Origin of the sequence: Nocardioides sp. CFH 31398, assembly GCF_022436705.1 — a bacterium.
GTDB lineage: Bacteria > Actinomycetota > Actinomycetes > Propionibacteriales > Nocardioidaceae > Nocardioides.
Map to the genome: position 1 here is coordinate 38456 of NZ_JAKUHT010000001.1, position 24223 is coordinate 62678.

Here is a 24223-nt window from a genome sequence, read left to right on the forward strand (position 1 = left end):
GCGGTCTCGGCGCGGTCGCTCGCCAGGGCTCGCTCCATGCTCGACCACCTCAGGTGGTGGCTTCCAGCACGAGGTCCGCCACGCCCTCCTGCCCCCGCGCGAAGGGGTGCAGCGCGAGTGCCTCGCCGGGCACGGTCTCGGTGCCGGCGACCCACGGCTCGGCCGCGCAGATGTCGTGGCCGGCGGAGGCGGCGTACGCGTCGACGAAGCCGACCCCGGCGTCGCCCGCGGCGGCACGGAGGGTGGCGTCGAGGCCGTCGGCGAGCCCGCGGGCGTAGGCGGCGTCCGCGGCGGGGACCGGCGCGAGCGCGTCGCACGTGCCCGACGGCGGGGCGGTCTGCGGGTAGCCCACCAGCAGCACCTCGGCCCGGGGCGCGTCCTCGGCGACCCGCCGCAGCGCGTCGACGAGGTCGGTGCGCAGCGCGTCCAGGGTGGCGGCGGCGTCGGAGCGGGGGAGGTCCGCGCAGGTGCCGTCGGCGACGCACGAGCCCAGCAGCGGGCCGAGCACGTCGTTGCCCCCGATGCCCACCGTCACCAGGTCGGTACGACGGTCCAGCGGCGCGGCCTGCGCCGGCACCTCGCCGCCGGTCACCGCCTGCGGGGCGAACAGGTCCCCCACGTCGGCCTCGACGCAGCTGCGGTCGACGAGGCGCACCGGGGTCCCTCCGGCGTCCAGCGCGTCCGCGACGAGGGCGGGGTAGTTGGCGGTCGAGCGCACGCACGGTCCCGACGCCCCGTCGACCCGCGGCACCAGGGGCGCGGCGGTGTAGGAGTCGCCGAGCGCGACGTAGCGCAGCGGCTCGACCCGGGGCGGCTCCGGGCTCGACGAGGACCCCGAGGGCCCCGAGGGCCCCGCGGACGACGGGTCGTCGGAGGCCTGCGAGCACCCGGTCAGCAGCAGCGCCGCGAGCAGGGTCAGGAGCGGACGACGCACCCCGACACCGTAGGCACGGGGTCCTCGCCGCCTCAGGCCAGCGCCAGCGTCAGCTCCAGCACAGTCCGGGGGTCGTCGAGCGCGTCGCCGTACAGCTCGCGCAGGCGGCCCATCCGGTAGCGCACGGTCTGCGGGTGGCAGAACAGGTCGGCGGCGACGGCGTCGCGGCGGCCCTGGTGCAGCAGCCAGGAGCGCAGGGTGTCCTGCAGCTTCTCCGCGGTGTCGCCCCGGACGTCGGCCAGGGGCGCCAGCGCGCGGGCGCGGAGGTCGCCGAGCGCCACGGGGTCGGCGTGCAGGACGAGGTCGCACAGGTGCTCCTCGGTGTCGACCACCCCCTCGCCCAGCCCGAGGCCGAGGGCGCGGGCGGCGCGGTCCCAGGAGGCACGCACCTCCAGCGTCGGCCTCGACGGTCCGAGGACGGCGTCCCGGCCCTCGAGGGCGGCGACGAGGGTCGCCCGCCGGGCGCCCGCGACGTCCGGCACGAGCAGCAGGGCCCGGCCCTCGAGCCCGGGCAGGTCCTCGGCGGGCTGCAGGGTGGCGGGGCTGACGACGCCCAGCACGGCGCGACGCTGCGAGTCGGGGACGACGAGCGCCGTGAGGGTGTCGGGCAGCGCCCACTCGACCTGCTCGGCGGCGTTCACCACCCGCTCCCGCGGGGCCCCGGTCAGCAGCAGGCCCGCCAGCTGCTCCAGGCGGCGGCGCCGCACCCGCCCGGAGGTGGTGAGCTCGTCCGTGTGCCCGGCGGCGCTGGAGGCGGAGAGCTCGTCGATGTAGGCGAACACCAGGCCGGCGAAGTCGCCGAGCTCCTCCGCACCGATGCCCCCGGCGAGCGCCGCGGCCGACATCTCCCGCCACGACGCGCGGGCGCCGATCCGGTACGCCGCCAGCAGCGCCTCCATCGACCGTCCGGCGCGCGCCTCGCCGCGGCCGAGCTGGTAGGCGCCGTCGACGGCCGGGGCGGTCGGCGTCCGCGGGGCCTCGCGGGCGCGGGAGGCCAGCGAGATGAAGCCGCCGAGCGCGAGCTGCACGGCCTGGCGGATCTTCTCGCCCATCGGCCCGCTCAGCGCCCCGGCGTAGCTGGGGACCTCGGAGATGATGGCGTCGACCGTCCGCTCCGCGACCTGCGGCAGCCGACCGCGCATCTGCGCGAGGACCTCCGCCGGCAGCACGAGGTCCGGGGTCGGCAGGGTGGGGGAGTCCGACACGACTGGCCGCCTTCTTGTTCGCAGTGAACAACATGCCGCGGTCGATTCACGTCCGCTGGTCAGGAAGTTACTCGCTGGCGCCAGCAGAATGGAAGGCATGTCGAGCGCAGCACTCCCCGGACGGGGCACCGTGGCCCGCCGCACCCGTGCGACCTCCGGCGGGTGGCGGGAGGACCTGCGTCGCCGCGCCCGCTCCGTCGCCGACGCCGCCGTCACCCCGCTGGACCTGGACGACGTCCTCGACGTCTTCCACCCGCTGCGCGGCGGCCGCGACGGGCTCCAGGGCCGCATCGTGTCGATCACCCCGGAGACCGCCGAGTCCGCCACCGTCGTGGTGAAGCCGGGCCGCGACTGGGCCGGCCACCTGCCGGGTCAGTACGTGCGCGTCGGCGTCGACGTGGACGGCGTCCGCCTGTGGCGCACCTACTCGCTGACGCACGGCCCGCGCAGGGACCGCTGCATCTCGCTGACCGTCAAGGCCATCCCCGGCGGCACCGTGTCGAACCACCTGGTGCGGGACGCCCGGCCGGGTCAGATGATCCAGCTCGCGCAGGCCGAGGGCGAGTTCACGCTGCCCCAGCCGCTGCCCGAGAAGCTGCTGCTGGTCACCGCCGGCTCCGGCATCACCCCGGTGATCGGGATGCTGCGCAACCTGTTCTCGCGCGCCGAGCCCGTCGCCACCGACATCGTCCTGGTGCACGTCAACCAGAACGCGGACTCCGCGATCTTCCGCGACGAGCTCCGCGCCCACGCCCGCGACGGCCACATCACGCTGCTCGAGCGGTACGACGACGTCCACGGCCTGCTCGACGTCGACGACCTCGCCGACCTGGTCCCCGACCTGGACGAGCGGCTCGCCTACGCCTGCGGGCCCGCCGGCCTGCTCGACGCCCTCGAGGCGCACCACGCGGCCCGCGGCCTCGAGCTCACGACCGAGCGCTTCCGCGCGACGACGGTGGAGCCGGGCGACGGCGGGTCCGTCGCCTTCGGCTCCGGCACCGTCGTCCTCGAGGTCGACGGCGCCACCCCGATCCTCGACGCCGCCGAGTCGGCCGGGGTCCTCATGCCCAGCGGCTGCCGCATGGGCATCTGCATGGGCTGCGTCCTGCCGATGCGCTCCGGCGCCGTCCGCGACCTGCGCAACGGCGCGATCACCACCGCCGTCCCCGGCGAGACCGACCAGGGCGGCGTCCCCATCCAGACCTGCATCTCCGCCGCCGCCGGCGCCTGCGACATCGACCACCCGGCCTGACCGGCCACACCGACCTTCCGTCCCCCCGCACGCCCACCTGACCCAGGAGGCACCGCATGACCACCATCACGAAGAAGCCCGAGAACCCCACCGCCCACCTCACCGAGGCCGACGTCGAGGCCATCGGCGTCGAGCTCGACGCCATCCGTCAGGACATCCTCGACGCCCGCGGCGAGAAGGACGCGGCGTACATCCGCCGCATCGTGGACGTGCAGCGCAAGCTCGAGCTCGGCTCGCGCGCCGTCCTGCTCGGCTCGGCGCTGCCGCCGCTGTGGGTGCTCGGCACGGTCGGCCTCAGCATCTCCAAGATCCTCGAGAACATGGAGATCGGCCACAACGTCATGCACGGCCAGTGGGACTGGATGCGTGACCCGAAGATCCACTCGACCACGTGGGAGTGGGACAACGCCTCCACCGCCGAGGGCTGGAAGCACTCGCACAACCAGGTCCACCACACGTACACGAACATCGTCGGCCAGGACAACGACCTCGGCTACGGCATCATGCGCGTCGACGAGGACCAGAAGTGGGTGCCGCTCTACCTCGCGCAGCCGCTGTGGAACTTCATCAACGCCTGCTTCTTCGAGTACGGCATCGCGGCGTACGACCTCGAGCTCGGCAAGAACCTGCGCCAGCCGAAGGAGAAGCGCAGCGAGACGTTCAAGAAGAACGCCCGCAACACGCTGCGCAAGATCCGCAAGCAGGCCACCAAGGACTACGTGGTCAACCCGGCGCTCGCGCTGCCGTTCGGCGCGTTCCTGCCCGCGCTGGCCGCCAACTTCACCGCGAACCTGGTGCGCAACGTCTGGTCGCACTCCGTGATCATGTGCGGCCACTTCCCCGAGGGCGTCGAGACCTTCGAGCGCAACGCGATCCCCGAGAACGAGACGCGCGGCGAGTGGTACGTCCGCCAGATGCTCGGCTCCGCCAACATCTCGGGCTCGAAGTTCATGCACCTCATGACGGGCAACCTGTCGCACCAGATCGAGCACCACCTGTTCCCGGACCTGCCGTCGAGCCGGTACGCCGAGATCGCGCCGCGCGTGAAGGCGCTGTTCGACAAGTACGACCTCAACTACCACTCCGCCCCGCTCCCGCAGCAGGTCGGCAGCGCGTGGCACAAGGTCGTCCGGCTGTCGCTGCCGAACAACTTCCTCGCCACCACCCACAAGGGCAACCTCGTGGAGCAGGGCAAGCTGCTGTGGGCGATGACGACGGGCGACCGCCGTACGCGCCGGGTCGCCCAGGCCCGCCTCAACCAGGTGGCCGCCCGTCAGAAGCGCGAGCAGGCCGAGGTCGCCGCGGCCGCCTGAGCGCCGACCCACGCTGGTCGAGCAGCACGCGAGCGCAGCGAGCGGCGTCGTCGAGACCCGGTGAGAGATCGATCGGATCCTCACCGGGTCTCGACCCGCGTTCGCGCCTTCGCAAGCTCAGGCGCGCGCTCGCTCGACCTGCGCCGCGTCGCGACCTCGCGAGCTCGGTCGCGGCGGCTTCACCGCCAGCCGAGGCCCGGAGCGACGTGCTCCACGACGGACTCCAGCAGGTGGGCGTTGTAGTCGACGCCCAGCTGGTTCGGGACCGTGAGCAGCAGCGTGTCCGCGGCCGCGACGGCCTCGTCCTCGGCGAGCTGGCGGACCAGCGCGTCGGGCTCCCCGGCGTACGTCTTGCCGAAGCGGGCGATCCCGCCGTCGATGTAGCCAACCTGGTCGTTGCCGCCGGCGGTGCCGAAGTACGCCCGGTCGGTGTCGTCGACGATCGGGAAGATGCTGCGGCTGACCGAGACGCGCGGCTCCCAGTCGTGACCGGCCTCGGCCCACGCGGTGCGGAACCGGGCGATCTGCTCGGCCTGCAGCTGGTGGAACGGGACGCCGGTGTCCTCCGAGAGCAGCGTCGAGCTCATGAGGTTCATGCCCTGCTGCGCGGTCCACTCGGCGGTCGCGCGGGTGCCGGCGCCCCACCAGATCCGCCGACGCAGGCCGGGGGAGTGCGGCTCGATGCGCAGCAGCCCGCCCGGGTTGGGGAACATCGGGCGCGGGTTGGGCTCGGCGAAACCCTCACCCCTCAGCACCTCGAGCAGCTCGCGGGTGTGCTCGCGCGCCATCGCCGCGTGGTCGCCGTCCGCCGGCTCGAAGCCGAAGTAGCGGAACCCGTCGACGACCTGCTCCGGCGATCCGCGGCTGATGCCGAGCTGGAGCCGGCCGCCCGAGATGAGGTCGGCGGCGCCGGCGTCCTCAGCCATGCGCAGCGGGTTCTCGTAGCGCATGTCGATCACGCCGGTGCCGAGCTCGATCCGCGAGGTGCGGGCGGCCATCGCCGCGAGCAGCGGGTACGGCGAGGCGAGCTGTCGGGCGAAGTGGTGCACGCGGACGTAGGCGCCGTCCACGCCGAGCTCCTCGGCCGCGACGGCCAGCTCGACGGTCTGGAGCAGCGCATCGGACGCCGTCCGCACCGCGGAGTGCGGCGACGGCGTCCAGTGGCCGAAGTTCAGGAAGCCGATGTTCTTCTTCATGGTGCGAGAACAGTAGTTGATACGTCACCATTCCCCGAGTCGGCCCGAACGCGTGCCTGGGGTACGCCGAGTCGGCCCGAACGCATTTCTGGGGGACGCCGAGTCGGCCCGGACGCATGTCTGGGGGACGCCGTTGGCGCCGCCTCGGCGGTCTCGGGGGCGTGCTTCGGGCCGACTCGGCGGTCTGGATGGAATCGTTCGGGCCGACTGGGCGTCAAGGGCGTCGCCGCACCAGCCCCGCCCCCGGCATCGCGGCCGCCGCCCCGGCGTGGCGGAGTGCGGCCGCGTCGTCGCCACGGGCCGCCGCCAGCAGGGCGAGGTAGTGGTCGACCGGGCCGAGCGCGAGGGCGCCGTTGAGGGTCAGCGCGAGGTGCCCGGCCCACGGGGCGAGGTCGTCGTGCAGGCGGTCGAGGAGGTCGTCGCGGCCCAGCCGGACGGCGAGCCACGACCGCAGCGCCGTGCGGTACAGCCAGGTGGCGTCGCGCTCCCAGTCCGAGGGGTCCCACAGCGCGCGAGCCGCGTCCACGTCACCCGCGTCGACGAGGGTGCAGACGAGGATGTCGTTGAGCTCGCGGGGCAGCCGCGGGACCTGCGCCCGGGCGGCGGGGAGCAGCGCGGAGGCGTCCCCGGCGGCGAAGGCGACGGTGAACCCCGCCCACAGCTCGATCTGCGGGCCGTTGGGGTCGCCGGCCAGCGTGATCTGACGGCAGACGGCGTCGAAGGTGGCGCGGGCGGCGTCCAGGCGGTCGGCCAGCAGGTCGTCCGTCGCGCCGAGGACGGCGTCGACGAGCAGCATCTCGCCCAGCTGCCCGGGGGTGCTCACCCGCAGCGCCTCGCGGGCGTGGCCGCGGGCGGCCTCGCGGTCGCCCGCCCGCAGCGCCGCCGACTGGAGCATGAGGTGGCCCGCGGCCTCGTAGCCGTCGAGCCCCGCGGCGGCCGCCACCTCCACGAGCCGGCTCGCCAGCGCGGGCAGGAAGACGGCGTCGCGGGCGAAGGTCGAGAGGTACTGCGCGTTGAGGGCGCGGCACAGCCGCTCGGGGTCGTCGAGCCGCTCGGCGACGCGCAGGGCCTCGTCCGCGGCGGGGACGAGGAGCTCCAGGCCGCCGGGGTCGCACTCGAGCGCCATCGCGCAGAGCAGCTCGACCCTCAGGCCGTCGTCCTGGGCGCCGCCGAGGTCGGCGAGCAGCGAGGAGATCTCGACGACGGCGGCCTCGTAGGAGACGTCGACCGGGCGCCGCGACCACAGCACGGGTGCCGCCCAGCTCCAGGCCAGCGCGACGTCGCGCGGGGTGCCGTGCGCCCGAGCCTCGGCGAGGGCGAGCTCGCGCTCCGCCCGCGCCGCCAGCGTGTCGCCGGAGCGTGCGAGGGCCCGCACGAGGTCCCGCCGTACGGCGAACCGGGCGGTGCGGGGAGCGCCGGACAGCTCGAGCGCCCGCAGCGCGGCGCGCAGGTGGACGACGGCGGCGGCGTCGCCAGCCCGTTCCGCGGCGGCCAGCAGGTGCGGCAGAGCCCGGTCGGCGGTGCGCCGGTCGAGGGCGGCGGCCGCGTGGTGGGCGAGCTCCTCGACCGCGTCGGGCCGGTCGCGCTCGAGGACGGCGACCGCCGCCCGGTGGAGCCGCTGGCGGCGCAGCGGCGCGAGCAGGTCGGCGAAGGTCTCCGCGACGAGGGCGTGCACGAAGCGCAGGTCGCCGGGCTCCTCGCTGACGACCAGGCCGGCGACCAGCGCGGCGTCGAGGTGGTCGGCGACCTCGTCCTCACCCAGCCCGCTCCAGTCCTCCTCGAGCGCCACGACCAGGTCCAGGTCGATGTCGCGGCCCAGGAGGGCGGCGCGGGAGAGCACCTCGACGGTCGCCTCGGGCAGGCGGAGCAGACGGCGGCGCAGGAGGTCGCGGATGGCGACGGGCAGCGCCTCGGCCGCGCCGGGGCCCTCGGCGGCGACCAGCGTGCCGAGCTGCCGCAGGAACAGGGGGTTCCCGGCGGCCCGGTCGACGAGGCGTCGCCAGACACGGTCGGGGAGGTCGACCTCGACGTGCTCGGCGAGCAGGGCCCGTGCGTCGCGGTCACCGAGCCCGCCCACCGACAGGCGCTCCAGGGTGCGGTCGGTGGTGACCGCGAGGGTGGCGGCGAGGTCGCGGCCGACCTCGTGGCTGCGGTAGGTCGCGACGACGAGGACCGGGACGTCGGACTGCACCAGGTGGCGCAGCACCTGCAGCGACAGCTCGTCGGCGCGGTGGACGTCCTCCACGCCCGCGACGACGGTGCGCCCACCCTCGGCGAGCGGGTCGATGGCGTCGGCGACGGTCGCGGCGAGGGTGAAGGCGTCGGGGGAGCCCGCGGTGGAGTCCGCCTCGACCCCGAGGGCGTCGAGCACCTCGTGCCACGCCCAGCCCGGTGGCGTCCCCGCCATCTCGGAGCAGCGTCCGCGGGCGACGGCCCAGCCCGGCCGCCCGGCGAGCCCGGCGCAGAAGGCGTCGAGCAGGGTGGACTTGCCGAACCCGGCGTCGCCGTCCACCCACACGACGCCTCCGCGGCGCTCGGTGCGGACGACGTCCGCGGCCGCGTCCAGGTGCGCGAGCTCCGTCTCGCGACCCACCAGGGCGCGGTCCGCGGCGGGCGACGCCGGCGGCGTCGCCGGGACGACGGCCGGGGGCGCCGCGGCCTCCGGGGCGGGGGGCGGAGGCGTCGGTGGGGCCGCGAGGTGGTCGGCCTGCTGGAGGATGTCGGTCTCGAGCCGGCGCAGGCCGGGGCCGGGGTCGAGCCCGAGCTCGTCGGCGAGCCGCTCGCGCAGGGCCGCGAGCGCGCCGAGCGCGTCGGCCTGGCGGCCGGCGGCGTACAGACCGCGGGCGAGCAGGCCGACCGCCTCCTCCCGCAACGGGTGCGCCCGGACGTGACCCTCCAGGTCGGCCACGGTGTCGGCGGCGCGACCGAGCCGCAGCGCCGCCGCGGCCCGCAGCTCCACGGCGGTCGAGCGGAGGTCGGTCAGGCGGGCGGCCTCGGTGGCGGCCCACTCCTCGTCGGCGTACTCGGCGAACGGCTCGTCGCGCCACAGGGCGAGGGCCTCCTCGGCGAGGGCGAGCGCGGCGGCGGGGTCCGGGTGGGCGACGGCGCCGGCGCGGCGCAGCAGCGCGGCGAAGTGCCAGGTGTCGACGGCGCCCTCGGGCAGCGTCAGCGCGTAGCCGGGCGGCGCGCTGACCAGCACCTGGGCGGGCTGGCGCGGCTTGCGACCGGGCTCGAGCGCGGACCGCAGCCGGGACACGTAGGCCTGCAGGGCGCCGGTCGCGCTGGGCGGTGGCTCGCCGGACCAGACCTCGTCGAGCAGGCGGTCGGTCGAGACCGTCCTGCCCCCGGCCGCCGCCAGCATCCCGACGACGGAGCGCTGGCGGCGGCCGCCGAGGTCGACGGGGGCGCCGTCGATCGTCGCGCGCACGGTGCCGAAGCACGCGAGGTGCAGCATGACTCGTCCCCCTCCCCGGGCGGTGCTCTCAGCGCTTCGTGATCCTCACCGACTCGACCGCGGACGTCGAGGACGCGACCAGGTCGGTGCCGGCGTAGCGCGCTCTGAGGCGGTGGGTGCCCACGGACAGGCCCCGCAGGACGGCGCGGCCCGCGGCGCCGGCGCCGTCCGCGCGCAGGGCCACGGTGGCCACGCGGCGGGAGCCGTCGAGCAGGGTGGCGGAGCCCGAGGTGGCGCCGGTGAGGCGGACCGTGACCGTGACGGGACGGCCCTGGCGCTGCGTCGCCGGGGCGGACACCGTGACCCGGCTCGCGGTCCTCGGCAGCCGGTGCAGGACGAGCTCGTGGCGCCCGCCGGCGGCGATGCCGACGAAGGGCGCGTGCCGCGCGACGGTGCCCGGGACGGGCTCCGCCGTGTCGCCCCAGGTGAAGACCCTCCCGGTGTCGCTGAGGGCCATGGCGATCTCCGAGCCGAGGGAGATGTCGACGATGCGGTGCTCCGCGAGCCACGCCGGCACGGACACGGTGCCGGTGCCGTCGTCGCCCCAGCCGTGGACGCGGCCGTCGTCGGTGAGGGCGAGCGAGGCGAAGCCGTACGCCTCGACGTCCACGACGCCGGCGTCGGCGCCGCGGATCTCCTCGGGGGGCAGGACCTGCCCGCGCACGTTCGAGCCCCAGCCCAGGACCTGGCCGGAAGCGGTCGCCGCCAGCGAGTGGCGGGCCCCGGCCGCGACGTCCACGGCCTGCTCGGTGCCACCGGGTTCGAGGACGGCGGGGACGTCCAGCTGGCCCTCGTCGACGTCCCCGTACCGGCCCACGGCGCCCCAGGCTTCCACCGAGCCGTCGGTGAGGACGGCGAGCGAGTGGTAGCGCCCGGCAGCGACGTGGGTGACGGGGCCGAGGCCAGCGGGGACGTCGAGCTGGCCCTCGTCGGTCTCTCGTCCACCGCCCCACGCGACGACGTCCCCGGCGGCGGTGAGGGCGAGCGAGTGGTGCTCGCCGGCGTCGACGGCGACCACACGGGTGGTGCCGTCCGTGAGGGCGGCGGGCGGGCTGCTCTGGCCGTAGAAGTCGTCACCCCACGCGGTGACCCGCCCGCTGCGGCTCAGGGCGATCGAGTTGTCGTCCCCGGCGGAGATCGCGACGAGGTCGGTGGTGGCCAGGGAGCGGGGCCGGCTGGACTGGCCGGAGTCGAAGCCGCCCCAGCCGGCGACGGTGGTGCGGTCGGTGTACTCAGGCGCGGCGGCCGCACGGGTGTCGGTCGCGGTGGCGCCGGTGGCCGTGGCGGGGGCGCAGGGGCCGGCCACGAGCCCCGCGGCGAGGCCGAGGGTGAGCAGGCGGAGGACGGGCGTGGGCATGACAGGTCCTTCCAGCGGGCCCGTGGCCCGGCGGTGAGTGGAAGCTCGGGCCGACTGGGCGGCCCTGGGGAGGGGGTTCGGGCCGACTGGGCGGCCCTGGGGAGGGGGTTCGGGCCGACTGGGCGGCCCTGGGAGGGTGGAGGGTCGACGCGGCTCAGAGGTCGACGGCGCGGTTGACCCAGCTGGAGCTGACGCGCATGCCGACCCTCTCGTAGAGGCCGAGCGCGCCGGTGCGGCTGTCGGTGGAGAGCGACGAGCGGACGGCGCCGTGCGCGCGGCCGAGGGCGAAGGCGTCGACGAGGAGCGCCTGACCGAGGCCGAGACCGCGCCGGTCGTGGCGGACGGCGACGCGGTGGACGTGGGCCTCCCGCGCGCCCTCGGGTCCGCCCAGGGTGACGTGGACGGCCCCGACGGCGGCGCCGTCGGCGTCGAGCAGCACCCGCAGGTTCCAGGGCTCGGAGCCGTCCCGGCCGACGGTGGTCGAGGCGAAGTCGTCGTACGTCTGGCGCTCGCGCTCGGACCACTCGAGGAAGGCGTCCTCGAGGACCGTCCACGCGGCGCGGACGTGTGCCTCGTCGTCGGCGTCCCGGAGCCGGTGCCCCGTGGGCAGCGGACGGTCCGGGATCGCCCCGCCGGGCGGGAGGTCGAGGATCCACGAGGTCCACCGGACGCGGTAGCCCTGCGCCTCCATGAAGCGGTCGGCGGGGCTGCCCTCGGGGGCCGGCATGCCGATCACGGTCGAGCCGGCGGCCCGGGCCCGTTCGCGCAGCCACCGGGCGAGGGCGGTGCCGATCCCACGGCCGTGGTGGTCGGGGTGGACGCCGACCTCGACCCGGTCGGGGTCCGTGAGCTCGGCGAACGCGACCAGGCGCTCGCCGTCCAGGACGCCGAGCGACAGCGACGCCAGGTCGTGGCTGGGGCGCTGCCAGTCGGCGAGGACGTCGGCGGTCTCGATCTCGGAGGTCCCGATCGCGAGGAGCTCCTCCGCCGCCACGACCTCCGTGACCGCCTCGGCGTCCTCGAGCCGCAGCGGCCGGTGGTGGAGCCCGGCGGGCAGGCCGACGAGCGGCGGGGTGCTCACGGCACCTGACCGTAGGAGACCGGGCGGGGGCGGGACCAGGGTCGTCACGACGACGTCCCCCGGCCGCCGGTCCGGCCCGTGCCCTGCGGCAGGTGGGCGAACGCGCGGCGGAACCGGCGGCGGTAGCCGGGGGTGGAGGCCCTCATCATCACGGCCACGGGCGCGCCGGCGGACGACAGCAGCGGGGCGAGGTCCGCCTTCGTGAGGCCGTCGGCGATCCACGGCAGCAGGAAGAACAGCAGCGGCGGGGCGGGCTTGTGGGCGAGTCCGTCGTCCTCCATGCGGGTCCACTCGGCGGCGGACAGGTGCTCCTGGATCAGCGCGACCGCGTCGCGCTCCTCGTGGGCCAGGTGCTCGTCGAGCAGGGTCCGCAGGTCGGTGAAGGCGGCGGTGGCGCGGTCGCGGGCGGCGACGGCGTCGGTGCCGGCGACCAGCTGGGCGAGCGCGTCCTCGACGGCGGCGAGCGCCGGGTCGATGCGGTCGTGCTCGTCCTCCATGGCGGCGAGGACGGCGCGGCCGTCGGCGTCCGCGCGGTCGACGAGGACGGGCCACAGCAGCTCGTCCTCCTTGGTGTGGTGCTCGTGCAGGAGGGCGGCGACGTCCCGCCACCACCGGGCGAGCGCCTTCCAGGTCCGGCGCTCGGACGGCGGGGTGACGGCGACGGCGGCGACGAGTCGGTCCAGGTCGCGGCGGAAGCCGTGGTGCATGAGGTACATGCCGGTGAGGTCGCACGGCCCGGGTGGGGCCGCGGCCTGGCCGGGGAACATCGGGGTCGGGGCGGAGCTGTCGGCAGGCGTGGTGCCGGAGGGTGTCGTGTTCATGACGGCACCATCGCCGCAGCCACTTGCACCCCGGTTGCACGGCGCTTGGACGCCGCGCTCAGGCGACGAACACGCAGAAGGGGTGGCCGGCGGGGTCGGCGAGGACGTGCAGCGGCTCGTCGGGGTCGTCGGTCCGGTCGAGCAGGTGCGTCGCGCCCAGGGCGAGCGCACGGGCACGGACCTCCTCGAGCTCGGCGGTCGAGGCGACGGTCAGGTCGAGGTGCAGCTGCATGGGGACGTCTGGCGCGGGCCAGGTCGTGTGGTGGACCACCGCGGTCTCCTGGAACGCCAGCCGGCGGCCGCCGTCCGGGGCCAGGAGCACCAGCCAGTCCGCGTCGTCCGGCTCGCCGGGGGCCGGCGGCTCGTCACCGGGGCGGTAGTCGAGCCCCAGCAGCGCCCGGTAGAACTCCGCGAGCCCGCGGACGTCGGTGGTGTCGAGGACGGTCTGGAGCAGCCGCGGGTACGTCGTCACCCCGTCACGCTCACCCGTGGGCGTCCGGGCGCGCAAGCGACGTACGATCCGGATGGTGAGCGCCCTGCGAAGCGAGCCCGCCGCGTCCCCGTCCCGCGAGACCGTGACCGGCGACGGCCGGGTCACCTGCACGGTCACCGACGGCGTGGCCCGGGTGACGCTGTCGCGGCCCGACAAGCTGAACTCGCTGACCCTGGACACCCTCGACTCCCTGGTCGCCACGGCGCGCACGCTCGGCGCCGACCGCGACCTGCGTGCCGTCGTCCTGACCGGCGAGGGCCGCTCGTTCTGCGCCGGCCTCGACTTCGCCACCGTGGGTCGCGAGCCGCGCCGGATCGCCGCCGCGTTCCTGCCGCGGCCGTGGTCGGGCACGAACGTGTTCCAGGAGGCCTGCTGGGCGTGGCGCCGGCTGCCGGTGCCGGTCGTCGCCGCCGTGCACGGTCACTGCCTGGGCGGCGGCGTGCAGATCGCGCTCGGTGCCGACTTCCGGATCACCACGCCCGACGCCCAGTGGTCGGTGCTCGAGGCGAAGTGGGGGCTCATCCCCGACATGAGCGGGGTCCGCGCGCTCGCCGACCAGGTCGGCATGGACGTCGCGAAGCGCCTCACCATGACCGCCGAGACGATCTCCGGCACGGAGGCCGCCCGCCTCGGCCTGGCCACCGAGGTCGCCGACGACCCGGTGGCCGCCGCGGAGGAGCTCGTGGCGACGCTGCGCACCCGCTCGCCCGACCAGCTCGCCGCCGCCAAGCGGCTCTTCGAGCGCACCTGGACGTCGTCTCCCCGCGCCACCTTCGCGCGGGAGCGTCTCGAGCAGCTGTGGCTGTTCACCCGCGCCAACACGAAGGTCGCCCGCAAGGCGGCGACGGCGCGCACCGAGCCGTCGTACCGACCCCGCGGCACCCGCTGACCGTCAGCACCGGTGGTCGGGCCCGTCGAGGCCCTCACCGGCCCTCGGGGCTCGGCCGTGGCCGGCCCCCGGGAGACGCTGCTGGACCGCCTCAGCGGTAGTCGCGGCGCTCCTCGACGTGGGTCGTCTTGTTCCGCTGGCGGTTCATCGCCAGGCTCAGGCCGATCGCGATGACCGAGACGATGATGAAGATCCAGCCGAGGGCCTGGCCGTTGATCGCGTTCTCGATGGCCTGGGGCAGCTGGACCGCGTCGGTGACGAGGATCAGGCCGAGGACGAGCAGGACGATTCCCAGTCCGATACCCATGGTGACTCCTTCGACGTCGTTGTTGTGCAGACGGTAGCCCCAGCAGGGGTGGGACGTGCGGGCAACCTGCGGTTCTAGGGCGCGCCGCGGGGCTCGCCGTCGCCGCCGAGCGTGTCGCTGAGCTCGTCGACGACGAGCAGGTCGTCACGCACCTGGCCCGCGCGGAACGCGGCCCGGCCGACCATGTGGCCGGCGACCGGGGAGGTGCTCATCTGGAACACGACGACGAGCAGCAGGAGCATCAGCACCGAGGCGTCGCGCAGGTTCAGCGCGAGGCCCAGGACGACGAGCACCACGCCGAGCACCTGCGGCTTCGTGGCCGAGTGCATCCGGGTGAGGACGTCGGGGAAGCGCAGCATGCCGATCGCCGCGACGAGGCTGAGCAGCGCGCCCAGCAGGATCAGCACGCCGGAGGCGACGTCGGCGACGGCGGTCAGGGCGTCGAGGGTCGAGGTGCTCACAGTCGGTCCCCCGCCGTGGTGGTGTCGTCGGACTCGTCGCCGTCGTCCACGACGTCGCTGCCCGGGGTGAAGCGGGCGATGCTCACCGAGCCCACGAAGCCCAGCAGGGTGGCGACCAGGATCAGCGGGACGGCGTCCGCGGTGCCGTCGACCGCCGCCTGCACGACGATGCCGCCGATCGCGATGGAGACCAGGACGTCGAAGGCGATGGCGCGGTCCAGCATCGTCGGGCCGCGGGTGATGCGGACGACGACGAGCAGCGCCGCGACCCCGAACACGACGGCGGAAGCGCCCAGCAGCCAGCTCATGAGCGCTCTCCCGTCGACGCGCCGGTGGGCTGGCCGGGGCCGTCGCCGAAGGAGGTGAAGGCCCGCAGCACCCGCTGCTCCTGGGCCAGCACGCTCTTGCGCGCCTCGTCGACCCCGCGGTCGTCGGTGACGTCGAGGACGTGGAGGAACAGGGTGTGGGTCGACCGGCGGGCCTCGACGATGACGCTGCCGGGGATGAGCGACACGAGCTGTCCGGTGAAGGTCATGACGAGGTCGGACTCCGTGAGCAGGTCGACCTCGATCACCGCGCTGCGCGGCGTGCCGGGTCGCAGCGTCACCCACACCACCTGCGCGCTCGCGACGACCAGGTCCACCAGGAACCGCCCGAGGAGCACGAGCAGCGGCCAGGGATGGATCCGTGGCGCGGCCCGCAGCGGCGGCAGCGGGAACACCAGGGAGACGACGACGCCCACCAGCACCCCCGAGACGAGGATCAGCGGCGCAGCACTGCCCCACAGCGCGGCCCACACCAGCGTCAGCCACAGGATCATGGGCCACTGGATCAGCCGTCGCGCGGGGAGCCGGCCCCCCGGGGCGTCGGGCCCGGTCGTCGCGCTCACTCGAACCCCTCCGCCAGCACCGCGCTCAGGTACGGCGCCCGGTCCTGGATGTCGGCGGCCGCGCGGTCGGTCAGGGCGTACATCGGGCCGCCGATCACCGTGAAGGCGAGGCTGACGCCGACCAGGGCCGCCGCGGGCGCCACCATCAGGGCGGGCAGACGGGTCGGCAGCGCGCCGGCCTCGAGGAGCTGGTGCAGGTCGCGGTCGTTGCCGTCCTCGGCCCGCAGCTCGTGGGCGGTCTGCAGGTCGCGCTCGCCGAAGGTGGCCGGGCCGACGTGCACGTGGCCGCGGTGGTGGACCATCGCCGTCCGCTGGCCGTCGGGGGTCGTCCCGCCGGGGGCGGGCAGGACCGTGCGCTCGTCCTCGGGCTCGGGCAGCGCCTTGGCCATCTCGTGGGCCTGCTCGGGCGAGCGCCAGAAGGCGAGGCCCCACGTCTTGGCGACGGCGTACAGGGTCAGCAGGCTGGTCAGGACGCCGGCGGCGACCAGCACCAGCGCGAGCGGGGAGCCGTACGCGAGCCCGGCCTCGAGGAGGCCCACCTTGCCGATGAAGCCCGACATCGGGGGGATCCCGGCGAGGTTCATGGCGGGCACGAAGAACAGCACCCCGATCACCGGCGCCAGCCGCGCCAGGCCGCCCATGCGCAGCAGGGCGGTGCTCCCGGCCCTGGCCTCGATCAGTCCGACGACGAGGAACAGCGACGTCTGGATGGTGATGTGGTGCGCGACGTAGAAGATCGCGCCCGACAGTCCCGCCTGGGTCGCCAGGGCGATGCCGAAGATCATGTAACCGATGTGGGAGACGAGCGTGAAGGACAGCATGCGCTTGATGTCCGACTGCGCGATCGCGCCGAGGATCCCGACCAGCATCGTGGCCAGCGCGGCGCCCAGCAGCAGGTCGGTGAGCGGGCTGTCCGGGAAGATCAGCGTCTGGGTCCGCAGGATCGCGTAGACGCCGACCTTCGTCAGCAGGCCCGCGAACACGGCCGTGACGGGGGCGGGGGCGGTCGGGTAGGAGTCCGGCAGCCACAGCGACAGCGGGAACACCGCCGCCTTGATGGCGAAGGTGACGAGCAGCAGGAGCTGGATGACCAGCGACACGCTGTCGGGCAGCTCGGAGACGCGGACGGCGATCTCCGCCATCCCCAGGGTGCCCACCGCGGAGTAGGTGACCGCGATCGCGACGAGGAACAGCATCGAGCTCAGCAGGTTCACGACCACGTAGATGGTGCCCGCGCGGACGCGCGCTGCCGTCCCGCCGAGCGTCAGCAGCACGTAGCTCGAGAACAGCAGCATCTCGAACGACACGAACAGGTTGAACAGGTCGCCGGACAGGAACGCGTTGGAGACGCCGGCGACGAGCACGAGGAACGTGGGGTGGTAGATCGAGACCGGCGCCTCGCGGTCCTCCTCGGTGATGCCCTGACCGAGGGAGTACACGAGGACGGCGAGGGTGACGATCGCCGAGACGAGGAGCATCAGCGCGGCGAGGCGGTCCGCGACGAGGGAGATGCCCAGCTCGGCCGGCCACCCGCCCAGCCGGAGCACCTGGGGCCCCTGGGTGTCCGCGGCCCACAGCAGCAGCGCGGCGACCACCACCACCGACGACAGGACGACGACGCTGACGGCGCGCTGGAGCGACGGGCGCCCCGACAGCATGAGCGCGGCGCCCGCGCCGAGCAGCGAGAGCAGCACGGGCAGCGGCACCAGGGCCGCGAGTCCGAGGTCGGTCATCGGCGCTCCTCCTCCCGGGTCTCGCCCCGGTCCTCGTCGTGACGCTCGGCGGGCTGGTCCTCGCCCTCGGCCTCGTAGCCCTCCGACACGTCGTCGGCGAGGGCCAGGCGGCGGATCGCTGCGTCCTCGATGTCGTCCTGGACGTCGTCGTTGCCGTTCAGCTGCCAGCTGCGGTGGGCCATGGCCAGCAGGAACGCGGTGGTGCCCAGGGTGATGACGATCGCGGTGAGCACGAGCGCCTGGGGCAGGGGGTCGGCCATCGTCTCGGCGTTCGAGCCGTCGTACAGCGGGGCGTCGCCGGGGCGACCGGCGGCGACGAGGAAGCAGACGTTGACGCCGTTGCTCAGCAGCACGAGGCCGACGAGCACGCGGGTGAGGCTGCGCTCGAGCATGAGGTAGACGCCCGTGCCGACCAGGACGGCGGCGGTCACGACGAGAGGCAGGCTGACGGTCACCGGAAGGCCCTCCTGTCCCGGTTCTCCCGCTCGGCACCGGTGTCGCCGCCCCGCTCCTCGCGGAGGATGTGGCGGTCGAGCCGGGAGCCGAAGGTGCGGAGCAGGTCGAGCACGAGGCCGATCACGACGAGGTAGACGCCGATGTCGAACACCACCGAGGAGACGAGGTGGATCTCCCCGAGGCCGGGGAGCGTGAGGTAGGTGTCGTAGGTCCGCTGCACCTCGCCGCCGAGCAGCAGCGGCAGCAGGCTCGCGAGCGCGCCGATGAACAGCCCGGTGCCGATCAGCTTGCCGGCGTCCACGGGGGCGGCCTCGTCGAGCTCGTAGCGTCCGCCGGCCAGGTAGCGGACCATGAGCGCGAGCCCGGCCACGATGCCGCCGGCGAACCCGCCGCCGGGCAGGTTGTGGCCGGCGATCAGCAGGTAGACCGAGAAGACCATGATCGTGTGGAACACCAGCCGGGTGACCACCTCGAAGATGATCGAGCGGCGGTCGGGGCTGAGCGTGCGCGGGCCGGGCAGCCAGACGCGACGGCCGCCGCTCGCGGGCAGCTTGGTGACGTCGGAGGGGTAGGGGATGTCCCGGACGCGCCGGATCCCCGAGGTCCGGGAGTCGAGGAAGATCAGGCTGGCCACGCCCGTCGCCGCCGCGACGAGGACGGCGATCTCGCCGAGGGTGTCCCAGGCGCGGATGTCGACCAGGGTGATGTTGACGACGTTGCGGCCGTAGCCGAAGTCGTACGCCGCCTCGGCGAAGGCCTCCGAGATCGGGGTGCTCGAGCGGGCGTTGGCGGCGACCAGCAGGAACCCGGCGACGGCGAGGCCGACGCCGGCGCCGAGCGCCATGCGCCAGTAGCGGCTGCGGCTCAGCGGCCGGTCGGAGAAGAACGGGGGCAGGCGGCGCAGCACCAGCACGAACACGACCAGGCTGACCGTCTCCACCAGGACCTGGGTGATGGCGATGTCGGGGCCGCCGTGGATCAGGAAGAGCAGCGCGACGCCGTAGCCGGTGACTCCGGCGAGCGTGACCGCACGCAGCCGGCGTCGCGACCGGGCGGCGACGACGGCGGCCACCACCATCACCACGGCGAGGACCACCTGCGCCGGGCGGTCCCACATCACGACGTCGACCCCGTCGCCCGCGCTCAGCGCCAGCACGGTGGCGCCGCCGGGCAGCACGAGCACGACCACGAGGATCACCGCGAGGTAGCCGGAGACCGAGCCCCGCTGGAACGCACCGGTGGTCTCGATGGCGGCCCTGTCGAGCAGCCTCATGGCTCCGCGGTACGCCGCCTCCGCCGACAGGTGGTCGGAGACCAGGCCGCCGGCGCGGCAGACCGCGGACCGGGCGACGAACAGGGCGGCGCCGCCCGCGAGCGTGAGCGCGCTGAGCAGCAGCGGCAGCTCGAGGCCGTGCCACAGGGCGAGGTACTCCTCGGTGGGCCCGGGCAGCGTGCCGGCGTACAGGCCGAAGGCGTCGGTGAGCGGGTAGCCGGCGAAGCCAAGGACGAGGCTCAGCGCGGCCAGCAGCACCGGGGCGGCGGCGAACGGCGGGGGGACGGGGGCGACGGGGGTCGCCTCGACGCCGGGCTTCGTCCAGAACGCGCCCCACAGGAAGCGTGCGGTGTAGCCGGCGGTGAACGCGGAGCCGACCATCAGGCCGACGACGACCAGCCACCCGGCGTACGGCGGGATCCCCGCGACCTCGCCCTCGGTCAGCTCGAGCACGGCGGCCCAGACGGTCTCCTTGCCGACGAAGCCGAGCAGCGGCGGGACGCCGGCCATCGAGGCGCCGGCGAGGGTCGCCGCGACGGCGACGACGGGCATCGCGCGGCCGACCCCGGAGAGCTCGCGGAGGTCGCGGGTGCCGGTCTGGTGGTCGACGATGCCGACGGTGAGGAACAAGGTGGCCTTGAACAGCGCGTGGGCCACCAGCATCGCGAGGCCCGCGAGCGCGGCGGTCCAGGTGCCGATCCCGAACAGCACCATGAGGAAGCCGAGCTGGCTCACGGTGCCGTAGGCGAGCAGCAGCTTGATGTCCACCTGCCGCAGGGCGCGCCACCCGCCCAGCAGCATGGTCAGGGTGCCGAGGGTGAGGACGACCAGGTGCCAGCCGGGCACGGTCGCGAACACGGGCGCGAGCAGCGCGACGAGGTAGACGCCCGCCTTCACCATCGACGCGGCGTGGAGGTAGGCGCTCACGGGCGTCGGCGCGGCCATGGCGCCCGGCAGCCAGAACTGGAAGGGGAACAGCGCCGACTTGCTCAGCGCGCCCACGAGCACCAGGAGGACGGCGACGACGACCGTGGCGGACGTCTCCGGCGGGTTCGCCAGGATGTCGCTGATGCGGTAGGTCCCGGACTCCCGACCGAGCAGGAGCATCCCGACGAGCATCGTCAGCCCGCCGAGCGTGGTGACGATCAGGGCCTCCATCGCGGCCAGGCGGTTCGCCCGCTTCAGCGGGTCGAAGCCGATCAGGAGGTAGGAGAAGACGGTCGTGAGCTCCCAGAACACGTAGAGCAGGAGCAGGTCGTCGGCGAGGACCAGGCCGAGCATGGCGCCGACGAAGCCCATGAACGCGCTGCTGAAGGCGACCAGACCGTCGTCGCCGGTGTGGAAGTACCAGGAGCAGTAGGCGAGGACGAGCGCTCCGATGCCCGCGACGACGAGCACCATCACCCACTGCAGGAGCCCCATCGACAGGGCGATCTCCATGCCGATGGCGGGCACCCAGTCGATCACCGTCGTCACCGCTCCGCCGTCCAGGACGGTGCCGGTGGCGGTGAGCGCCCAGACGAGCGTGAGCGCGGGGACGACCGCCAGGACGGCGAAGGTCCATCGTCCGACCCGGCGCACGAGCACCGGAGCGGCCGCTGCGGCGAGGAGGTGCGCCAGGACGAAGGCGAGCAACAGGTCGGCCTCTCGGGCAGAAGGTGAGGTCGGCGTGGTCAATCGTAGTGGCCCCCGCCTGACCCCGTGACCATCCCGGGTCTCCCCAGGTCTTGACGGGTTCCGTCACGCGTGATGGATTGACCGGGGAACGTGACGTGGGTCACGTGGACGCCGGGAGGCGACTGCCATGGGGAAGCTCGACGAGGGCGCGGGTCTGCGGCTCGACGACCAGCTCTGCTTCGCCGTGTACGCCGCCGCGAACGCGATCGTCCGCAGCTACCGGCCGCGGCTGGCCGCGATCGGCCTGACCTACCCGCAGTACCTCGTCATGCTGACGCTCTGGCAGGACGGCGACGCCCCGGTGGGCCGGGTCGCCGCCCGGCTCGAGCTCGACTCGCACGCCGTGAGCCCTCTCGTGGACCGGCTCGAGGCGGCGGGCCTCGTCTCCCGCGGCCAGGGGGACGACCGCCGGCAGGTCGTCGTCCGTCTCACCGCGGCCGGCCGCCCGCTCGAGGCCGAGGCGGCCCGGGTCCAGAGCGCCGTCCAGTGCGACACCGGCCTCTCCCCGACGGAGCTGGCCACCCTCCGCGGCGAGCTGCGCGCCCTCGCCGGGCGCCTCGCCGCCCCCGTGCCTCCACCGACCACGCCCCCAGGAGAAGGAGAACCGTCATGACCACCACGCGACCCGAGCCCGACCTCGCCGAGGCCGCCGAGCAGACCCCGTCCGACGCCTCGCTCTACGAGCGCCTCGGCGGGACGTACGGCATCGCCGGGGCCGTCGACATCCTCGTCGACCGGCTCTTCGACAACATCGCCGTCAACGCGAACCCCGCCGTCCACGCCCACCACGGCGACCCCGCGAACGCCGCCGGCTACAAGTTCTTGGTGACCGGCTGGTCCATCGAGGCCGCGGGCGGCCCGAAGTGCTACCCGGGCAAGGACATGGTGACCGGCCACGAGCACCTGGCCATCGACGAGGCCGGCTTCGACGCGGTCTACACCGAGATCGACGCGACCCTGAACTTCCTCGGGGTGCCCGACGCCGAGCGCGGCGAGTTCATGGCCATCATCGAGAGCTACCGCTCGCAGGTGGTCCAGGCCTGAGTCTCAGGCCGGCGCGTGCAGGGCGAGGCCGGCGGCGAGCGCGAGCATCACGACGCCGACGCCGGTCTCGACCCAGCGCCACGTGACGGGCCGGGCGAGGAACGCCCGCACCCGCCCGGCGCCGTACCCGAGCACGGTGAACCAGGTGAGGCTGCCCAGCGCCGCTCCCACCCCGAACCACCAGCGGCCGTCCGGGCCGTGCGCCTGGGCGAGCGAGCCCAGCAGGAGGACGGTGTCGAGGTAGACGTGCGGGTTCAGCCACGTCAGCGCGAGCGTGGTGAGCACGACCCGCTGTACCGACGAGGCCTGCTCGGTGGCCGCGGTGAGCGCGTCGCCCCGGGCGGCACGGCGCAGCGCCATCACGCCGTACGTCGCCAGGAAGGCGACGCCCGCCCACTGCACGACGCGCAGGGCGAGCGGCACCTCGGTGACCACGGCGCCCAGACCGGCGACGCCGAGCATCACCAGCACGGCGTCCGAGAGCGCGCAGATCACCACGACCACACCGACGTGGTGGCGCAGGACCCCCTGTCGCAGCACAAACGCGTTCTGCGCCCCGACGGCGACGATCAGGGCGAGCAGGGTCAGGAAGCCGGTGGCGAGGGGAGCGAGCACGCCACCGACGCTAGGGACGCGCTGCCGTGCAGGGAAGCGAAGGTTTCTGCACATGCCTTAGCGTTGCTTCATGTACGCCCCGGACCGTCTCGCCGCCCTCGCGGCCGTGGTGGACGGCGGCACCTTCGAGGCCGCGGCCCGCGCGCTGCACGTCACGCCGTCCGCGGTGAGCCAGCGCGTGCGGGCGCTGGAGCAGCAGGTCGGCCAGGTGGTGGTCACCCGGACGGCGCCCTGCCGGCCCACCGGGACGGGTGAGGTGCTGCTCGGCCTGGCGCGGCAGACGGCTCTGCTGGCGGCCGAGACCACGGAGCGTCTCGGCGAGTCCGGCGGGGTGCGGCGGGTGGCGGTGGCGGTCAACGCCGACTCGCTGGCGACCTGGTTCCGCGCCGTCCTGGCCGAGGTCGCGGGCTGGCCGGGCGTCGCGCTCGAGCTGCACGTCGCCGACCAGGACCACACCACCCGGCTGCTCCGCACGGGCCGGGTGCTGGCCGCCGTCACCGCCGAGTCCGCGCCGGTGCAGGGCTGCACCGCCCGGCCGCTCGGCGTGATGCGCTACCACCCGGTCGCGGCGCCCGGGGTGCTCGAGCGGGCGCGGCGGGCGGACGGGGGGCTCGACTGGCGGCGCCTGCCGATGGTCCGCTTCGACGAGGACGACGCCCTCCAGCACGACTGGCTGGCCGCGCATGGCCACGCCCCGCCGGACGTCGTCCACCGGGTGCCGACCACGGCCGACCTGGTCGCCGCCATCCGGTGCGGGCTCGGCTGGGGGATGGCCCTCGACCACCAGCTCGCCGACCCCTCCGCCGCCGACCTGGTCCGCCTCGCCGACGAGCCGGTGCTCGTCCCGCTCTACTGGCAGCGCTGGCGCGTCGACTCCCCGACCCTCGCCCGCCTCACCGACGCGGTCCTCGCGGCAGCGGCGCGCCCCTGAGGGGCGATCGGGTGTCGGTCGCGGCATCCCGCCTGGAGGTGGTCGTGCGGTGAGCGAGCCCTGGCGAGGGAGCGCGTCGAGACCGCCGTCCACGGAGGGGTGGTCGAGCAGTGAGCGAGCCCTGGCGAGGGAGCGCGTCGAGACCGCCGTCCACGCAGAGGTGGTCGAGCAGTGAGCGAGCCCTGGCGAGGGAGCGCGTCGAGACCGCCGTCCACGCAGAGGTGGTCGAGCGGTGAGCGAGCCCCGGCGAGGGAGCGCGTCGAGACCGCCGTCCACGGAGGGTGGTCGAGCGGTGAGCGAGCCCCGGCGAGGGAGCGCGTCGAGACCGCCGCCCACGCAGAGGTGGTCGAGCAGTGAGCGAGCCCTGGCGAGGGAGCGCGTCGAGACCGTCGTGATGGCCGCCGGCCCTCCACAGGCGCGCGCAGGCGCCGGCCCTCCACAACCGATCCGTCGCGGGCACCGCGGGCTCACCGGCGCCGCGATCCTTCGACCATGAGCAGACGCGGATTCGCCTACATGCTCCGTTGCGCCGACGGCAGCTACTACGTCGGCAGCACGACCGACCTCGAGCTCCGACTCCATCAGCACAACGAGGGCCTGGGCGCGTCGCACACTCGCCACCGACGGCCGGTCGTCCTCGTGTGGCACGAGGAGTTCGACCGGGTGGACGACGCCTTCGCTCGCGAGAAGCAGGTCCAGAACTGGTCCCGTGCGAAGCGCGAGGCCCTCATCCGCGGCGACTACACCGCGCTGCCGTCGTTGTCGGAGCCCACCTCGAGGCGCCGTCGGCGGGAGATGGAGGCGGGGGAGGGCGGTTAGGCGCCGGCGGTCTCGACGCGGTC

23 protein-coding genes are annotated in these 24223 nt (G+C 74.6%); 7 read left to right on the plus strand and 16 right to left on the minus strand.

The features are described from left to right. Positions 1-49 precede the first annotated feature (49 nt). Both MJ876_RS00185 and MJ876_RS00190 read right to left on the minus strand, forming a co-directional pair. Complete coding sequence (locus MJ876_RS00185; RefSeq protein ID WP_240234026.1) at positions 50-934, minus strand: SGNH/GDSL hydrolase family protein; 885 nt, start codon at positions 932-934, stop codon at positions 50-52. A gap of 32 nt (positions 935-966) precedes the next feature. Beyond that, positions 967-2139, minus strand: coding sequence for a CdaR family transcriptional regulator (locus MJ876_RS00190; RefSeq protein WP_240234027.1), 1173 nt, complete (start codon positions 2137-2139; stop codon positions 967-969). A 97-nt stretch (positions 2140-2236) separates the two neighbouring features. Between MJ876_RS00190 and MJ876_RS00195 the strand changes: the two genes are divergently transcribed. Further along, on the plus strand, positions 2237-3391 hold the full coding sequence (locus MJ876_RS00195) for a flavin reductase family protein (RefSeq protein WP_240234028.1): 1155 nt from the start codon (positions 2237-2239) through the stop codon (positions 3389-3391). Between the two features lie 56 nt (positions 3392-3447). After that, positions 3448-4704 carry an acyl-CoA desaturase gene (locus tag MJ876_RS00200; protein WP_240234029.1) on the plus strand — a complete coding sequence of 419 codons (1257 nt, stop codon included), beginning with the start codon at positions 3448-3450 and terminating at the stop codon, positions 4702-4704. A 179-nt stretch (positions 4705-4883) separates the two neighbouring features. Here the strand turns inward: MJ876_RS00200 and MJ876_RS00205 are convergent, their stop codons facing one another. The 6 genes from MJ876_RS00205 to MJ876_RS00230 form a co-directional block, all read right to left on the minus strand. Beyond that, a complete protein-coding gene (locus MJ876_RS00205) occupies positions 4884-5900 on the minus strand; it encodes an LLM class flavin-dependent oxidoreductase (protein ID WP_240234030.1) in 1017 nt (338 codons plus the stop codon). 214 nt (positions 5901-6114) lie between these two features. Continuing rightward, entirely contained in the window at positions 6115-9354 is a 3240-nt protein-coding gene (locus MJ876_RS00210; RefSeq protein WP_240234031.1) for a BTAD domain-containing putative transcriptional regulator, read from the minus strand. A 28-nt stretch (positions 9355-9382) separates the two neighbouring features. Continuing rightward, positions 9383-10711: an Ig-like domain repeat protein gene (locus MJ876_RS00215; protein WP_240234032.1), complete on the minus strand. Its 1329-nt coding sequence runs from the start codon at positions 10709-10711 to the stop codon at positions 9383-9385. Positions 10712-10865: 154 nt separating this feature from the next. Continuing rightward, positions 10866-11792: a GNAT family N-acetyltransferase gene (locus MJ876_RS00220; protein WP_240234033.1), complete on the minus strand. Its 927-nt coding sequence runs from the start codon at positions 11790-11792 to the stop codon at positions 10866-10868. Between the two features lie 44 nt (positions 11793-11836). After that, a complete protein-coding gene (locus MJ876_RS00225; protein WP_240234034.1) occupies positions 11837-12613 on the minus strand; it encodes a hemerythrin domain-containing protein in 777 nt (258 codons plus the stop codon). Positions 12614-12671: 58 nt separating this feature from the next. Beyond that, complete coding sequence (locus MJ876_RS00230; RefSeq protein ID WP_240234035.1) at positions 12672-13085, minus strand: VOC family protein; 414 nt, start codon at positions 13083-13085, stop codon at positions 12672-12674. 55 nt (positions 13086-13140) lie between these two features. Here MJ876_RS00230 and MJ876_RS00235 point away from each other — a divergent pair, with 55 nt between their 5' ends. After that, positions 13141-13995 (plus strand): crotonase/enoyl-CoA hydratase family protein, encoded by an 855-nt coding sequence (locus MJ876_RS00235; protein WP_240234036.1) that lies wholly within the window; start codon positions 13141-13143, stop codon positions 13993-13995. Positions 13996-14086: 91 nt separating this feature from the next. Here MJ876_RS00235 and MJ876_RS00240 read toward each other — a convergent pair whose 3' ends face one another. The 7 genes from MJ876_RS00240 to MJ876_RS00270 all read right to left on the minus strand — a co-directional run bounded on the left by MJ876_RS00240 (position 14087) and on the right by MJ876_RS00270 (position 20749). Continuing rightward, complete coding sequence (locus MJ876_RS00240) at positions 14087-14302, minus strand: DUF6458 family protein (protein WP_240234037.1); 216 nt, start codon at positions 14300-14302, stop codon at positions 14087-14089. A gap of 74 nt (positions 14303-14376) precedes the next feature. Further along, complete coding sequence (gene mnhG / locus MJ876_RS00245) at positions 14377-14763, minus strand: monovalent cation/H(+) antiporter subunit G (RefSeq protein WP_240234038.1); 387 nt, start codon at positions 14761-14763, stop codon at positions 14377-14379. After that, entirely contained in the window at positions 14760-15071 is a 312-nt protein-coding gene (locus MJ876_RS00250) for a monovalent cation/H+ antiporter complex subunit F (protein WP_240234039.1), read from the minus strand. The genes mnhG and MJ876_RS00250 overlap by 4 nt, the downstream gene beginning before the upstream one ends. After that, positions 15068-15652: a Na+/H+ antiporter subunit E gene (locus MJ876_RS00255; protein WP_240234040.1), complete on the minus strand. Its 585-nt coding sequence runs from the start codon at positions 15650-15652 to the stop codon at positions 15068-15070. Before MJ876_RS00255 ends, MJ876_RS00250 begins: the two co-directional genes overlap by 4 nt. Beyond that, complete coding sequence (locus MJ876_RS00260; RefSeq protein ID WP_240234041.1) at positions 15649-17385, minus strand: Na+/H+ antiporter subunit D; 1737 nt, start codon at positions 17383-17385, stop codon at positions 15649-15651. Before MJ876_RS00260 ends, MJ876_RS00255 begins: the two co-directional genes overlap by 4 nt. Next, complete coding sequence (locus MJ876_RS00265) at positions 17382-17840, minus strand: Na(+)/H(+) antiporter subunit C (protein WP_240234042.1); 459 nt, start codon at positions 17838-17840, stop codon at positions 17382-17384. The genes MJ876_RS00260 and MJ876_RS00265 overlap by 4 nt, the downstream gene beginning before the upstream one ends. Further along, a complete protein-coding gene (locus tag MJ876_RS00270) occupies positions 17837-20749 on the minus strand; it encodes a Na+/H+ antiporter subunit A (RefSeq protein ID WP_240234043.1) in 2913 nt (970 codons plus the stop codon). The genes MJ876_RS00265 and MJ876_RS00270 overlap by 4 nt, the downstream gene beginning before the upstream one ends. 169 nt (positions 20750-20918) lie before the next feature. On the opposite strand from MJ876_RS00270, the gene MJ876_RS00275 reads away from it, so the two are divergent. Both MJ876_RS00275 and MJ876_RS00280 read left to right on the plus strand, forming a co-directional pair. Continuing rightward, positions 20919-21404, plus strand: a complete 486-nt coding sequence (locus MJ876_RS00275; RefSeq protein WP_240234044.1) for a MarR family winged helix-turn-helix transcriptional regulator — start codon at positions 20919-20921, stop codon at positions 21402-21404. Continuing rightward, on the plus strand, positions 21401-21835 hold the full coding sequence (locus MJ876_RS00280; RefSeq protein ID WP_240234045.1) for a group 1 truncated hemoglobin: 435 nt from the start codon (positions 21401-21403) through the stop codon (positions 21833-21835). Before MJ876_RS00275 ends, MJ876_RS00280 begins: the two co-directional genes overlap by 4 nt. A gap of 3 nt (positions 21836-21838) precedes the next feature. Here MJ876_RS00280 and MJ876_RS00285 read toward each other — a convergent pair whose 3' ends face one another. After that, positions 21839-22450 carry a LysE/ArgO family amino acid transporter gene (locus MJ876_RS00285; protein WP_240234046.1) on the minus strand — a complete coding sequence of 204 codons (612 nt, stop codon included), beginning with the start codon at positions 22448-22450 and terminating at the stop codon, positions 21839-21841. A 70-nt stretch (positions 22451-22520) separates the two neighbouring features. Between MJ876_RS00285 and MJ876_RS00290 the strand changes: the two genes are divergently transcribed. Both MJ876_RS00290 and MJ876_RS00295 read left to right on the plus strand, forming a co-directional pair. Then, positions 22521-23381, plus strand: a complete 861-nt coding sequence (locus MJ876_RS00290) for a LysR family transcriptional regulator ArgP (RefSeq protein WP_240234047.1) — start codon at positions 22521-22523, stop codon at positions 23379-23381. Between the two features lie 492 nt (positions 23382-23873). Further along, positions 23874-24200, plus strand: a complete 327-nt coding sequence (locus MJ876_RS00295) for a GIY-YIG nuclease family protein (RefSeq protein ID WP_240234048.1) — start codon at positions 23874-23876, stop codon at positions 24198-24200. Positions 24201-24223: the final 23 nt, after the last annotated feature.